We start from the raw sequence: 14211 nt of genomic DNA on the forward strand, positions 1-14211 counted from the left end.
TAGTCTCTTGGCATGGACTTCCCTTTTATCCGAGTGGGCGATGATGGCTGACGCAGCGCTCCTCCGCGAGCTTAACAACGCTGAGATCGTTGCGATACCCGTCGACCGGCTCGCGCTGCTCTTGTTAGCTGACGTATCCACGACCAACCCATGGAACTGGCGAAATTGGATGCTCGAATTCGGCAACTCGCGTGAGCACAATCAACTCGCCGATGTGCAGGATGCGCTCGCGGAGGCATGGGGGTGGCTTTCGGCGCACGGTCTTGTGTCCACCAACGGGGCGCGGGGCAGTTTCGACTTCCACGACGTACACATCACCCGCGCCGGAGACGCTGCCCTGGAGCGTGGACTTCCGTACGTACGGGCGGTTGCCCGTCTCGACGTCGAACTCGTCGAGGTGCTTGAGCAGCGGGTCCGGCCTCAGTTCCTGCTCGGTGACTTCGAACTTGCGGCGTTTGCTGCGATGCGTGAGGTCGAGATTGCCGTGCGCGAACTTGGCGCGTTTGGTGCTGATCTCATCGGAGTTGCGCTTATGCAGCAGGCGTTTCGTGAAGATGGCCCGCTCCATGATTCCGAGTTGCATACGGCGGAGTCTGTTGCCCAGATGAACCTCTTCGCTGGCGCGATCGGTCTGTTCAAGAATCCGGCATCGCATCGCCGCGTTGACTACGACGACCCCACTGAGGCGAGCGAAGTGATCCTCCTCGCAGATCTCCTGCTACGACTACTACGCCGCCAACGGAACGCCGCGGCGGTAGGAGATAGGCCGTCTGATGCCTGAGCCCTCTGCCAACTCGACGACGACCATGACGGACGAGCATCGCCAGCTACTCACGGCAGCGCTCCTGCGCGTCGTGAAGGCGGCTGCCAGCGTCGCCTCGGCGTGCCTTCAGGGGCCGCTCACGCCGTGGAGCTGGTCGGCCGAGTTTGCGGCGTCGGACATCAATGCGCTTCCTAGCTGGGATGGCAACGAGCTCCACACGCGGCTGCGCGGCGACATCGGGCGCGGCACCGAAGCAGCACGAGAACACGGCTTTGCATTGTTCGAATTGGCCCGGTCGCGTCGTGGATTGATGGTGCCGCTGGCGACCGTCACCCGCGCGGGTATCGAGGCCAACAGCCGGGCGTATTGGCTGCTCACGGCGGACGACCCTCAGGGGTGCACCGCTCGGCTTGCCTCTCTGGAGCACCGTGCGCTGTCTTATCCGCAGCGATGCGCGGCATTGCTCCGTCGACTCCCGTTCGAGATTGAAGCCACGAATCCGGTCGACGTACACCGGGCGAACCTCGCTGCCTGGGCAAAGGTGCGTGGCCTCTCCCTCAGTGGAGGAGGGGTCAGCATGCTCGCTATCGCGTTCCTCGAGGCGCTCTACCCAAGCCACGGTGCGTACACGTACTCAGGCCTGTCGGGCGCTGCTCACTCCAACGAGTGGGCGACCGCCAACTTCTATGACTTTCGGACGGGTCGGATGCGACGCGACGACAAGATGGTCATGGAGTACTGCATGTACATGATCGATGCCACGCAGGCCATCTGCGATCTCCTGATCGAGCGCTGCGTGCCCGGGGAATCCGTCGTGGAGCGGTGGACCCAAGCGCACGCAGGCGCACGAACGAGCATCGCAGGCTTTATCAATCGCACGCAGGAGTGACGAGCGAGCGCCCGACGAGTTCAGGTGCTCGACGTGTCATGAGAAGGTCATGGCGCACAGCAGAAGATGCGCTGGAAATGACAACCTATAGGTAGTCTCGACCCTGTCATCCGCTCCCCTCGAACGGGTCCACGACAGAGTGCACGCCGTGCTCCGGGCACGAGAAAGCGATCCTGATGCCCGCGTCCGTCTCGAACGGCTCGGGCTCGCAGTCAGCGCCGCACTCAGCGCAGGTGCGGTGCTGTTCGTCGGGATCGGGCTGGAACGCTACGCCACCGCCAGCTCGGTGCGTGAAGCGTCTGGCGCGACCATCCAGGCCAGCCCGCTCAGGCCTTCGGCGCCGCCGGACCTACGCGTTGGCGCGCTTCCTCGATCCGACCGCCTGCATAACGCGGTGGTGACGAGCACGCGTTGATTCAGTGGGGCGCCAAACTGCCCAAGCCCTGAATGCCCCACCTCAGCACCCAGCTTTCGCCAGGTACCAACCAGCGCAGATCGACTCCACTCTGCAGGGCATTCGGTGGCGCCGTCATTGGTTCGATCGCAACGGCGGTGCAGCGGCCGGCATCCGTGGGAAAATCTGGCGTGACATAGAGCTGTACATAGCCAAAATCCGGCTCAGCCCAGAGCCGCACGCCATCGCCATTCGGAGCGATGAGATCGGCGCGCAGCTCGCCGTTGCTGAGCGCGATGTCAGAAAAGCACGCGTGTTGCACGATTTCGCTCAGGTGCGGGCCGTCCTGCAGGGTCTCGCTGACGCCACGCACCGCGCGCCGCGATGTCGCAAAATGCCGATCGTCTAATGGCAAGATCGTAGCGGCGGGCAGAAAAAGCCTCAGCTCTTCGACGGGCCATTCGCCTACCCGCAGATATGGGTGCACGCCGAGCGCAACGGGTGCGGGTGTTGTGCTCTCGTTCCGGATGCGGTGCGCGACCGCAATTCCGTTGGAGGTGAGTTCGTAGCGAATCTGCGTGCTGAGCTCGAAGGGATACCCGGCGTGGCCGACGATCGCAGCGCTCAAAGTCAGCGAACTGTCGTCGATCTCGACGAGCTCGTAATCGTGCCCTGCCAGCAAACCGTGAATCGCGTTGCCAGCGCTCGGTTCGGTGACCTCGAGGCCAAGGTGCTGTTCGCCGAGCCGCCAGGTGGCACCATCAACCCTGTTTGGCCATGGCACGAGAACCACGCCAGCGGCGAGCGGCGGCGAGGTGTCGAAAGTCGAGCGAATGAGATCAACTCCGTCGACCGTGAGCGCACGCAAGCTAGCGCCCCGCACAGATACGACGGCTCGCACCGCTGAGCCAATCTGGCCAGCGGCGCGAGCCGTCAAGTTATACATCGAGCGAGCCGCGCTGTTATCAGCTGTCGACGGCGGTCACGTGGAAAAGCACAGAGGTGTCTGGGTCGAGCGATGGTGCTTCGACGCCGACCATGCCCAGCACGCGCCCGGGCAGGGTAACGCCATCGATGATCCAGGGTGGCACAACTGCACCTTCCAGGCGCGGGGTTCCGGGAAACACCGCCGTCAAGTGGTAGAGGCGTTCCACGTCGAGCCCAGGGAGAGTGACGCGCCCGGGAGGCCAGGTGGCCGGGCGTTCAGTAACGCTGAAGGCATAAAGCGCTTCGCTGCCGTCGTGGGCCGCGACGCCCTCTAGCCTCGTTGCCGCGTTGGGAAGGTCTGCGTGCACGACCCGTCCGCTGTGGAGCAAACCGCGGTGTTCGCGGTGGAATGCGATCCAGCGCCCGATGGTCTCCACTGTTGCGTCATCGGCCTCGAGTAGATTCACCTCGAGCCCGAGGTGGCCCCACAGTGCCTTCTCTGCGCGGTAGTCAAGCGGGTGGATGCGACGGGTAGTGTGCGATTTCTCGGCGCCGATATGGGTTCCTTGATACTCCGGAGGCACCAACAGCCCTGTCCAGCGCTGAATTTCGAGACGCTCGTGCGGGTCGTTGCAATCACTCGGCCAGACGCGGTCGGTGAATTCAAGCACGCCGAGGTCGATACGCCCTCCGCCGCTTGCGCACGACTCGATCTCCAACGAGGGGAAGGCGAGCTTGAGTTCCGCCATCAGGCGGTACGCCTGCAGCGTCTGGGTACGCGCGCCAGCTCGGCCGCTGGGGGTGTGGCCAGCATCGAGCAGATAGCGGTTGTGGTCCCATTTGATGTACGCGATTTCGAGAGCGCTCACCAGAGCGAACATCTGATCGCGCACATGTGCGTAGGCACCTTCGTGGCCGAGGTCCAAGACATGCTGCTGCCTAGAAGGAATTCCTGCTCCGTGCCCGGCGTCAAAGATCCACTCCGGATGTGCGCGCGCAAGCTCGGAGTCGAGGTTGATCATCTCGGGTTCAAACCACAAACCAAAGTCCATGCCGAGCTCACGAACACGCTGGGCGAGTGGTTCAAGCCCTTCTGGCCATACGGCCTCATCGACTGTCCAGTCGCCAAGCGCGGTGGTGTCGTCACGTCGACCCAGGAACCATCCGTCATCGACCACGAAACGTTCGACGCCGAGGGCAGCGCCACGCTCTGCAAGCGCGCTTAGAGTCTCGAAGTCATGCTCGAAGTACACGGCCTCCCAGGTGTTCAAGATGACGGGTCGAGGACTACTCGGGTGTTGTGGCCACGAACGAATCTGCTCATGGAAGCGCCCGGCGAGCTCGTCGAGGCCGTTGCCCCACGATCCGTACAACCACGGGCTCGTGTACTGCTCGCCCGCGCCGAGAACGACTTCATTCGGCAGAATAATCTCTCCGGCAGAGAGCTGTTGCACCCCGTTCGGCATGCGTTCCGCGGCGAGCACCTGGTTGCCGCTCCAGGCGAGATGCACGGCCCACACGTTGCCGTCTCGGAATCCGAAGCCTTGTTCGCCCGCTGCGAGCAGCAAGGTGTGCTCGAGGCCTGGCTTGCCTCCGCGGGATTCACGAAGCCAGGCGCCAACGTGAAATGGGCGACGCTGCGGCACGCGCTCCAGCGCCCAGCGCCCTGTGAGGTCAAGCATCTCAGTGGCAGTTACTGGCACAGGAAAGGCAAGTTCGAGGCCCTCAACGCTGTAGCGCTCGGTCTGATCGTTAATGAGCGTTGCGCGCTGGCGCGCGAGTCCGCTGGCCAACACTTCGATCTCGATCTCGAGTCGCAGGCCATACTCCGCATCCACGGAATCGCAGAACAGCACCTGGCCGCCGTTTCGTTCCTCGACCCTGTACCTCACCGATCCAAACTGCGCCGCCCACCGTGCGCCATTGCTGTTGCCGCTGAGGCCAGGCCGGCCCAGCCATCCTTCGGCTAGCTGCGGCAGAACAGGTACTGGCTGCGGGTAGGTTACCGCGCTGTCACCAACCGCGGGAAGCGCAGTGAGTGCAACCGCGGCAAGCGCAGCGGCGTCAAGCTCGCCGAGATCTGCTCCCCAATGCACAATGCGTGGAAGCCTCCCGGCATCGATCAGGAGAATGATGCTTGTCCCGCCCGCGCGAAGTTGCGCTACGGAGTTACTTTCCATCGTCACGGTCATCGTGGTGCTTCCTCACTAATTCGAGCGGAACAGGCTGCGGCCGTATGCAACGCGGCAGCTGGGTGTCTCGATTGACCCCCAGCTGCCGCGCTGCATATCGGTCTAGTCAGCCAGAATCTGCCGACTGGCTTCCGACATCTCGGCAAAAACGTCGTCGCCGCGTTCGCCGTTGAAGAATCCTTGGAACATTGGCTGAATGGTCGAGCCCAGCTCCTGCCCGTGGCTGAACATTGGCGTCGTAAAGAGCGATCCGTCTGCGAACTGTGCGGTGTACGGTGCCAGGTCGATCCCCTGCTCGAGCATGGCGGCCTCGGTGATGGCCATCGACGCTTCGATCGAGGGGAAGAAAGTGCCGTCAGCGCCGGCAATACTCTGGCATTCCTCGGAGCCCATGAACGAGACCCACTCCCACGCGTTGTCGATGCGAGGCCCGTTCTTCCAGATGGAGTTGGCGTTGGAGTTCGTCAACCCGGAGCGCTTGCCATTGTCGCCGAGCACAGATGGTGCGATTCCCACCTCGATGCCGGGCAGGGCGTTGAACGACGGTGCGTACCACGAGCCACCAACGACCATCGCGACCTTGCCGGAGCCCAGTTGTTCGACTGCGCCCTGTGTGAAGTCACCCTCCCGCGGCGTGAAGCCACGGTCAGAGAGGCTCTTGAAGTAGTTCATCGCAGCGACGAACTCGGGAGCTTCGTATTCGAAGGAGGTCGGCCAGTTGGCGTCATTTCCCAGAGTCCATCCCGTTGTCGACAGGAATCCGGCCCAGCTGTCCTGGCCGTTCAGCCCATTGGTACCGATGGATCCAGCTCCGTATACAGCGACCTTGCTCTTGTCGAAGCCCGCCTCATCGCCGCGCACTCCGTTGGCGTCAACCGTCAGGCGTGCGACGACCTTGTCAAAGGTGCCGCCATCCTTCGGGTTCCACGTCATCGTGTCGATGTCGTCTGTGGTGAGCCCGGCATCGGCCAGGTAGGTCTCGTTGTAGAAGTGCCCGACCGTGGCCCAGTCCATCGGGATGCCGTAGAGGCTGTCGTCTTTGTACGTCCAAGCGCCGACGCCCGTGCCGATGGCTGCGAGGTCAAACTTGGTCTCAGCAATTTTGTCGTCCAGGGCGAGGAGCTGGCCCTGATCGACATACTCGGGGTAGTAGCTCACGTTGTTCTGGAACGCGTCGGGTGCCGTGCCCGCGACGAAACCGGTGGTGATCTTGGTCCAGTAGTCGTCCCAGGCGTACTGTGAAATTTCGACCTTGATGTCAGGGTTTGCCGCTTCGAACGGTGCGATGCACTTCTTGTATGAAACGGCCTGCTTGTCATCCCAGGTCCACCACTGAACGGTGCCCCCACCGCCATCAGCCGCGTCGCTGCCGCCGGCAGAACAGGCCGCGAGGGGCGCAACGACAGCCATGCCGATTGCGAGTGTCAGGATTCTCTTGATTTTCATGCGATCTCCTTTGATTGATGTGATGCAGGTGGACAAAGCTGTAGTGCGGAATGGTGCAGAAGTAGTTAGCGGATGCCGGTGAAGCCCAAGGAATTTACGATTCGCTTTCCGAAAACCATGAACAGAATGAGCATCGGAAGCGCGGCCAGGAGCGAGGCGGCCATGAGTCCTGCCCAGTCGGGGGCAACCTGCGGCGACGACTGCTTGAACACCGCGAGCGCGAGCGTCAATGGCTGAACCTTAGGGTCAGCGGCAATGATGAGTGGCCAGAAGTAGTCGTTCCAGTAGTTGATGAAGCCCAGGATAGCGAGGGTGATGATGGGCCCGGATGCCGAGGGCACGACGATCTGGAAGAGAACCCTTATCTTACTCGCGCCGTCGATGAGCGCCGCCTCTTCGATCTCTCTGCTAAGCCCGAGAAAGAACTGGCGCAGAAAGAAGATGTTGAACGCGCTGAAGAACGCCCCGGGAAGAATGAGCCCCGCGAAGCTGTTCGTCAGGCCGAGTTCTTTGATGAGAACGAAGTTCGGCAGCAGCGTGAGGATCGCCGGAATCATGAGCGCCGTGAAGAGAATGCCGAAGACGAGGTCGCGGCCCTTCCACTGCAGACGCGAGAAGGAGTATGCGGCGAGTGTCGCGAAAAACACCTGGCAGAACGTCGCAACGCCGGCATAAATCATCGAGTTGCGAATGTAGATTCCCAGATCGAGAGTGGCGCCTGAGCCACCCTCCGCACGGGCGTCAGCAACCGACGCGAGCCCGAGCACCCGCTGGAACGGGCCCAGGGTGAAGTCGACAGGCAGAATCGAAATCGGGTCAGTGGTCAGGCCGTAGTTGTTCGAGAGTGCCGTGCGCAGCATCCAATAGAACGGAAAGATCGTGATGATCAGGATGAGAACCAAGTAGCCCCACGCGAAACCGCGGCCGACGGATGGCTTGGCTCTGGTTCGACGCAGACGCGAAGCCGTGACACTGGAAGTCATGTCGTTCTCCTAGTTGGTGTCGGATTCGGATGCACGCATGAGCCGCATCTGGGTGAACGAGATAACGATCAGCATGGCGAACAGCGCGAGCGACATCGTGGCGCCGTATCCAAAGTCCAGCTGCCCGAAGGCTTTGTCGTAGATGTACATCTGAAGCACGTTCGACGCGTTCGCCGGCCCGCCCTTTGTTGTGACCTGCACGATGTCGAACACCTGAAAGGCGCTGATGATCGTGAGGATGGTGACCATGGCGGTGATCGGGCGCAGCAGCGGCAGTGTGATTCTCCGGAACATTTGAAACTCGTTGGCCCCGTCTGTGCGGGCCGCCTCATACACCTGCGGCGGGATCGTCTGCAGCCCGGCAAAGATCAGGATTGTCGTGTACCCCATCGATTTCCACACCGTAATCACGGCGAGTGATGGAATCACCCAGGCACGATCGCTCAAGAATCGGATCGTCTCTCCGCTCAGCGATTCGATCCACAGATTCACAATTCCGAGCTGCGAATCCAGCATCCACGACCACACCACGCCGGCAACGACGCTGGAGATGAGAAACGGCAGGATGATGAGGCCGCGAATAACGGTCGAGTTCGTCACGCGGTGCAGAATGACGGCCGTGAGCATCGAGATCGCAACGCCGAGAAGTACGGCGAGGAAGACAAAGTACAAGGTGGTGAGGAGTGAATCCCAGAAGACCTTGTCATTCAGGAGCATCTCGTAGTTGCCGAGGCCGATCCACTTGGCCGGCGTGAGCACGCGGAAGTCGGTGAAGCTGAGGTAGATGCCGCGCAGTGTTGGGTACAGTGCGAAAACAAGAAAGCCCAGGATGGCTGGCGTGATCAGCAGCCACCCCAGTTTCCAGTCGCTGCGGTTGGCCGCCGAGGTCACCCGGGTTGGTGCCGCGCCCTTTCGGTTCTTCGACCGATCCTTCGAGCCCCGTGTTCGCGCACCGGCGGGCTTGTTCGCTTCAAGCTGTGTCGTCACAGCGCCTCCTTGAGCCGTTTAGTGCTGTTCTCTGAACCGACTGCCCATTCTCTGCCACAGAGGCACGGCCGCCGCGTCTGATGCACCAAGGGCGCATCAGACGGTGCTGCCGAGGTCTCGACGTCGTGTGAACTCTGCACTAAGCATTTGCCCAGATTACGTTTCACTTTGCGGCCCACGGAATATCACTTCTCACGGTCATGCATGGACAAAACAGCTATTTCGGGTGGGTTATTCATGTCGCCATCTCAACGCTGAACACGGCCGCAGCCCCGGATGCCGGGATGCCACGACCGTGCGTGCTGCACGATCTAGAGGTCTTCGACGCGGGTGAAGAGGAGCATCTCAGGCAACGAAGTTGCGAAATAGTCGATGCGGCCGTCGTCGCCAACAGGGCGGGGCACATCAACGTGCATGCGCACCTCACCGAGCGAAACCGGCGGCTCAGCCAGAGGTAGCCCCATGCCCGCTCGGCCACGATCCCATGCGGCGAGCGCCTGACCTTCTCCGCCCTCCCACGGCTGGAATGGGCGGGACTCAAGCAGCGCCACAGCCTCAGAGGCGCGCCCAACATCTGTAAGCAAATTCGCGTACTCAACTGCGAGATCATCGCGGGATATCGCCGAATGAGGAAGGCGCTCGAGCCTTTCCGCCGCCGAAACGCCGATCCGTTTCAGCAGCTGATCTGACTCGTACCAAAGCCGGGCGTCACGAGGCCGCAGACGCAGCGCTCGTTCGTAGTATTCGCGCGCTCGCTCAGCATCGCCGTGCACGTTGTAGTGGGCAATTGCGGCGTTGCGCAGTGCGGTTGCGTCGGTGCTGCTCAGCTCCAACGCTTGCTCCCACAGCGTCAACGCTGCCTGGTGGCGACGGTGGTGATAGAGAAACATTCCGAGCAGCGAGAGCGCCTGCACATCGTGCGGATCGTAGGCAAGAGCTTCTCTGAGCACATCGTGGTGGTCGAGCGTGCTGGGGAAGGTGCGGGTGGCCGGGACGGAGCTCGCCGCCGATCTGGCCGCAGCCGCGGCATCCGCTCGCCCCAGCCTGTCAAGCATGGAAGCCTTGGCATAGAGCGCGAGGGGCGCCGCATTGCCTGCAGCGGTGTCTGGCAAGGCCGCGGCCCGCGCGAAAGCTGCCGCTGCACCCTCAAAGTCGCCGAAACCGGCTAGGTCGAACCCGACATCAAGCTGCGTTGCTGCATCACGGCTGGTGGGTACATTGTCGAGCGTGCGCGCCAGCTGATCCAGCGGGTCGAGCTGACGGGTTTCGCGCAAGAGGCTTTCTGCGTCTGCGTGCCGCGCAGCTCGCCGAAGCAGCACGGTGAGCAAGGCACGCGCGCGAAGATCGTCTGCATCGAGCCGTACGGCCGCCTCGGCGTGCTGTAGAGCGCGCGCGTCATTGCCAGCAACGGCATCGAGCCGCGCCATCTCGAACTCAGCCGCTTGACGCCACTTCTTGTCCCAGGCGGCTTTGGCGAAGGCATCATAGGCGTCGTCGTGCCGACCGAGCCTACGCAGAATGCTTCCCTTTCTGTACGAGAGCTCACCGGTCTCCGGGTTGAGGTTGCGCGCGCGCACACGCTCAAGGCCCACCCGCGCGTAGCCGAGCGCCGATGCGTAGTCTCCGCTCTTATAGGAGTGCGTGGCCATGGCGAGGTTGCTTCGGCTGTCGCCGGGGTCGCGGCGCAACGCTTCTCGCCAGTAGATCAAGGCAGAACGGGTTGGGTGGCGGTTCTGCTCAAGGTGTACGCCGGTGGAGTACAGCTCGTCAACAGAGTCAATTTCGCTCGGCAACGGCGGCTCGGTAGCTGGGGCCGGCTCTGGCTCTTCAACCCAGGCACGCGGAGTCCACGTCAGCGCACCAACGACATCGAGGGTGAGCTCGGTCGCTTCAACCGCGCCAGGGAGCACAATCTGAGTGGTGAATGGCGCATCCGGGGCCACGTCGACGGTCCACTCGGCCACGCTCTCGGTTCCCCGCAACAGGGCGATGCGCTGACCCGGACGGATGCCCGTGCTGGCCACGCCCAGCTTGACCCGCGTCTCCTGCGCCGACGTGCTGGCGATCGAGAGGTGAACGGCCGCGTCGAGGTTAGCCTGGTGCACAATGCCAATGCGCTGGATCGGGTACCAATACTGCGAGAACGCCTTGGTTTCACCCGGCGCGATGAAAGTGAAGTCAGGCTGGTTGTCGGTGAAGACCCCCGCCATCAGCTCAATGTACGGCCCGTCGTTGTCGGTGAGCAGCGCATCCCACGTGCGCCCGAACTCCGAGTTCCCCCACGTCCACTGCTTTTTTCCTGGCGCGATGTGGCGATCAGCCCAGTGCACGAAACCCGCATCGACGTCATGGTCATAGCCGCCGAAGAAGTCATCTTGCGTGCCAGTGACCATGTAGCTCGTCGGAACGGGGATGTTCTTGTAGAAGTCGAGGCGGTCACCACCGGTCGCGGCGTGCTCGGTGTAGTCGAATCCGTAATAGGGGCGGTCTGCTGCGGGGAAGGCGGATACAGCGCGGCGAGCGTGGTCGGCAACCCACTGCACATCCGTGGGAAAAAAGGACTGGTAGTTGTCGTGCACCCGTGCGGCAACGTTGGCCCACCAGAGAAAGGTTTCGGTCTCACTCGTGCGGTTGTGCAAGCGGGCGACCAGTTCGATGAGTGCGCTATCAGGGCGCAGACGGATGCCGTGCATGCCTTTCATACGTGAGAACGGGTCGTGATCCGAACACCAGACCGTCACGGAGCCGTCATCGCCGTATTCGATCTCTGTCTCGACGGGTAGATAGGTTGCGGGCCGGTGATGTTGCGGCCAGTTGAATTCAACGCCCCCGCTGACCCACGGGCCGGCCAAACCGACGAGAGCTGGTTTGATGACGTTGTTACGGTAAAAGAAGTCGTAGTCTGCACTCTTGTCGTAGCCGATGTGAATGCGGCCGCCCAGTTCCGGCAGGATGACCAAGCGCAGCCAGCGGTTCTCGAGGTGAATGGCGTCCCATGCGCGAGGCTGCGGCTCAGACTCAATACGGTCGATGAACGGAATCGGATAAACCCGACCGCTCGACCCCTGGTAGACACGGTGCTCGAAGAACATCGGGTAACGATCAGGCTCAGCGGTGTCGTAACTGAGAATCTCGAGATCTTCGCGCCACGCGATGGGAGCACCCGCAGCCAATTCACCGGCAAGTTGTGCGGGCGCCTCGGGAAGTTGGATGCTGGAAGCGGTCGTCGATGTCTTCACATGCCAACGCTAGGGGCGTCTCTGCAGCCGGAGAAGAGAAGATTCGCCACAGAACATAGACGAAACACTGATTTGCTCGCCCGAGGTGAGAGAGTGGGACCATGGCACGCCCAGACGGTTTTCCGCGACAGCGCATCGCGATCGTTCCGCGCCCACTGGTCGCCGAGGCCGGCGAGCGCCCGATCACGCGACACCTGCAAGTGACGGATGCTGGTTGGTACCCCAACGCGCGGGGGCACGAACGTTCTCGCCCCGGTGGCGCGGCGGAGTCGATCGTGATGTTGTGCGTCGCCGGGTCGGGCTGGGTGGAGATGGGTGGCACGCGACACCCTGTGCAGGCGCCGGCGGTTGTCGCCGTGCCCGCCGGATACCCTCATCGCTATGGCGCCAGCGATGACAAACCATGGACGATCTGGTGGCTGCATGTGCGGGGCAGCGCTGCGGAAGAGCTCGTCGGTGCATGCGTTGACTCAGAGAAAAGCCCCGTCGCCGTGCTGCGCGAGGTAGACCGTACAGCGCAACTGGCCGAACAAATTGTCGCAATTCTGGAAAAGGATCCGTCACCGCCGCGATTGGTGCGCGCTGCGGGAATGGCGTGGAACCTTCTCACCACACTCGTCTCCGATCTCTCGGTCTCTGACACCGACGACCCGCTGCAGCGCGCGATGAACTACCTCATGCATCGCCTGGACTCTCCAGTGAGCGTGACTGAGCTGGCCCGCGAGGCACGCGTTTCGCAGTCTCATCTGGGTGCACTCTTTCGTGCGGCGACAGGGGGTGGCCCGCTGGCCCACCACATCACTCTGCGCATGGCACGCGCGCGGCAACTTCTCGACGGAACCGATCTCGCCGTCGCTGAGGTCGCTCGCGAGACGGGGTACTTCGACCCCCTCTATTTCTCACGACAGTTCCGGCAGGTACATGGAGAAAGCCCCAGCGCGTATCGCGAGCAGCACAAGGGATAAGCGGGAAACCCCCAGTGCTCGTGCCGGTTGCGGCACCGCCGTCGCGAAGGATGGTCACGTCCCGCTGAGTGTGGAGTTTCTCGACAGCGTGCAGGTCAGTGATTTGATTATGCAGCAGTGAGTTCGGGGAGAGAAATCACACACCGACAGTTACCTCGCCGCCAACGACGCATTCGCGACGAACGCGCGCTGAACCGCGCCATCTGCGAAATCAGGAACCTCGGATACGAAGTAGAAGTCACCCCAGCGACGGCTGCATAAGTCACCTCTATTTACCTACGAGACGCTAGTGTCCTGCGCCGGTAGTTCGTTGTAGAAGTCGTTTGAGGGATTCGAGGATCTGTTCGGCGGATTTGGTCCAGATGAATGGCTTCGGGTTCTCGTTCCATCCTTTGACCCATTTGCGGATATCGTTTTCGAGCGCTTGAACGCTGCGGTGGTCGGAGCGTTGGAGGAGATCGGCGGTGACGTAGGCAAAGAACCGTTCGACTTGGTTGATCCAGGACGAGTACGTCGGGGTGAAGTGCAGGTGGAACCGGGGATGGGCTTCGAGCCATTTGACGATGCTCGGGGCCTTGTGGGTGCTGTAGTTATCGCAGACCAGATGAACCTCCAACTCGTCAGGGACTTCAGCGTCGATCTTGGCCAGGAACTTCTTGAACTCGATCGCCCGGTGCCGTCGGTGGATGCTGGAGATGACGGTGCCGTCGATCGTGTTGAAAGCGGCGAAGAGGCTGGTCGTGCCGTGGCGCACGTAGTCATGGGTGCGTTTCTCTGGCATGCCCGGCATCATCGGGAACGCCGGCTGCGAACGGGCCAGCGCCTGCACTTGAGACTTCTCGTCCACACAGTAGACAACCGCAGCCTCGGGTGGGTTCAAATACAGTCCGATGATGTCGTAGACCTTCTCCACGAATCGCGGGTCGTTGGAGAGCTTGAAGCCGTCCTCTCGGTGGGGTTTGAGCTCGAATGCCTTCCAGATCCGTCCGATCGTGGACTTCGACAGCCCTGAACGATCGGCCATCTTCGCCCTCGACCAATGGGTCGCATTCTTCGGAGTCGACTCCAACGTCGCCACAACGACCTCCTCAACCCGCTCGGCCGTGATCGAAGGCGGCCGCCCGGGACGCGGCTCGTCGACCAAGCCATCAAGACGGTCCGCCACAAAACGGGCACGCCACTTGCTGACCGTGTTCGACGAGCAACGCACCTGCCCAGCCACCGACTTGTTATCCAGGCCCTCACCACACGCAAGGATGATCCGGGACCGCAACGCCAACGCCGGAGAGGACTCCGCCCGCCGCGACCAGCGCAGCAACTGCTCCCGCTCCTCATCGCTCAACATCAACTCGGTCCTCGGGCGTCCAGTTCTGGCCATACCTCAATTCTACAACTTAACCAGATAATTTCAGGCGCACGACACTAG

General features: G+C 62.1%; 11 protein-coding genes. 4 read left to right on the top strand and 7 right to left on the bottom strand.

Annotated elements, in window-relative coordinates:
- Window positions 1-43 precede the first annotated feature (43 nt).
- The 3 genes from K323_RS29160 (at window position 44) to K323_RS0121280 (ending at window position 2067) form a co-directional block, all read left to right on the top strand.
- On the top strand, window positions 44-781 hold the full coding sequence (locus K323_RS29160) for a TIGR02391 family protein (RefSeq protein WP_169515722.1): 738 nt from the start codon (window positions 44-46) through the stop codon (window positions 779-781).
- The gene (locus K323_RS0121275; protein ID WP_022887287.1) at window positions 774-1652 is read left to right on the top strand and encodes a hypothetical protein; all 879 of its coding nucleotides are present in this window, start codon (window positions 774-776) and stop codon (window positions 1650-1652) included. The genes K323_RS29160 and K323_RS0121275 overlap by 8 nt, the downstream gene beginning before the upstream one ends.
- A 148-nt stretch (window positions 1653-1800) precedes the next feature.
- On the top strand, window positions 1801-2067 hold the full coding sequence (locus K323_RS0121280) for a hypothetical protein (RefSeq protein ID WP_157509533.1): 267 nt from the start codon (window positions 1801-1803) through the stop codon (window positions 2065-2067).
- Window position 2068: 1 nt separating this feature from the next.
- Here K323_RS0121280 and K323_RS0121285 read toward each other — a convergent pair whose 3' ends face one another.
- The 6 genes from K323_RS0121285 to K323_RS27835 form a co-directional block, all read right to left on the bottom strand.
- Complete coding sequence (locus K323_RS0121285; RefSeq protein ID WP_022887289.1) at window positions 2069-2992, bottom strand: aldose epimerase family protein; 924 nt, start codon at window positions 2990-2992, stop codon at window positions 2069-2071.
- A 19-nt stretch (window positions 2993-3011) separates the two neighbouring features.
- Complete coding sequence (locus K323_RS0121290; RefSeq protein WP_022887290.1) at window positions 3012-5165, bottom strand: alpha-galactosidase; 2154 nt, start codon at window positions 5163-5165, stop codon at window positions 3012-3014.
- Window positions 5166-5267: 102 nt separating this feature from the next.
- Window positions 5268-6611, bottom strand: coding sequence for an ABC transporter substrate-binding protein (locus K323_RS0121295; protein ID WP_022887291.1), 1344 nt, complete (start codon window positions 6609-6611; stop codon window positions 5268-5270).
- A gap of 65 nt (window positions 6612-6676) precedes the next feature.
- Window positions 6677-7594 carry a carbohydrate ABC transporter permease gene (locus K323_RS0121300; RefSeq protein WP_022887292.1) on the bottom strand — a complete coding sequence of 306 codons (918 nt, stop codon included), beginning with the start codon at window positions 7592-7594 and terminating at the stop codon, window positions 6677-6679.
- Window positions 7595-7603: 9 nt separating this feature from the next.
- Window positions 7604-8581 (bottom strand): carbohydrate ABC transporter permease, encoded by a 978-nt coding sequence (locus K323_RS0121305; RefSeq protein WP_022887293.1) that lies wholly within the window; start codon window positions 8579-8581, stop codon window positions 7604-7606.
- A gap of 311 nt (window positions 8582-8892) precedes the next feature.
- Window positions 8893-11820: a DUF5107 domain-containing protein gene (locus K323_RS27835; protein ID WP_022887294.1), complete on the bottom strand. Its 2928-nt coding sequence runs from the start codon at window positions 11818-11820 to the stop codon at window positions 8893-8895.
- Window positions 11821-11921: 101 nt separating this feature from the next.
- On the opposite strand from K323_RS27835, the gene K323_RS0121315 reads away from it, so the two are divergent.
- Window positions 11922-12785, top strand: coding sequence for an AraC family transcriptional regulator (locus K323_RS0121315; protein ID WP_022887295.1), 864 nt, complete (start codon window positions 11922-11924; stop codon window positions 12783-12785).
- 286 nt (window positions 12786-13071) lie between these two features.
- Here K323_RS0121315 and K323_RS0121320 read toward each other — a convergent pair whose 3' ends face one another.
- Entirely contained in the window at window positions 13072-14163 is a 1092-nt protein-coding gene (locus tag K323_RS0121320) for an IS630 family transposase (protein ID WP_022887296.1), read from the bottom strand.
- Window positions 14164-14211 lie beyond the last annotated feature (48 nt).

The sequence above is a fragment of the Glaciibacter superstes DSM 21135 genome (genome assembly GCF_000421145.1).
Classification (GTDB): Bacteria; Actinomycetota; Actinomycetes; order Actinomycetales; family Microbacteriaceae; genus Cryobacterium; species Cryobacterium superstes.

Coding starts and splice junctions, on each gene's coding strand:
- K323_RS0121300 (WP_022887292.1), bottom strand. CDS start 7,594: ATGACTTCCAGTGTCACGGCTTCGCGTCTGCGTCGAACCAGAGCCAAG.
- K323_RS29160 (WP_169515722.1), top strand. CDS start 44: ATGGCTGACGCAGCGCTCCTCCGCGAGCTTAACAACGCTGAGATCGTT.
- K323_RS0121285 (WP_022887289.1), bottom strand. CDS start 2,992: ATGTATAACTTGACGGCTCGCGCCGCTGGCCAGATTGGCTCAGCGGTG.
- K323_RS0121275 (WP_022887287.1), top strand. CDS start 774: ATGCCTGAGCCCTCTGCCAACTCGACGACGACCATGACGGACGAGCAT.
- K323_RS0121290 (WP_022887290.1), bottom strand. CDS start 5,165: ATGACCGTGACGATGGAAAGTAACTCCGTAGCGCAACTTCGCGCGGGC.
- K323_RS0121295 (WP_022887291.1), bottom strand. CDS start 6,611: ATGAAAATCAAGAGAATCCTGACACTCGCAATCGGCATGGCTGTCGTT.
- K323_RS0121320 (WP_022887296.1), bottom strand. CDS start 14,163: ATGGCCAGAACTGGACGCCCGAGGACCGAGTTGATGTTGAGCGATGAG.
- K323_RS0121315 (WP_022887295.1), top strand. CDS start 11,922: ATGGCACGCCCAGACGGTTTTCCGCGACAGCGCATCGCGATCGTTCCG.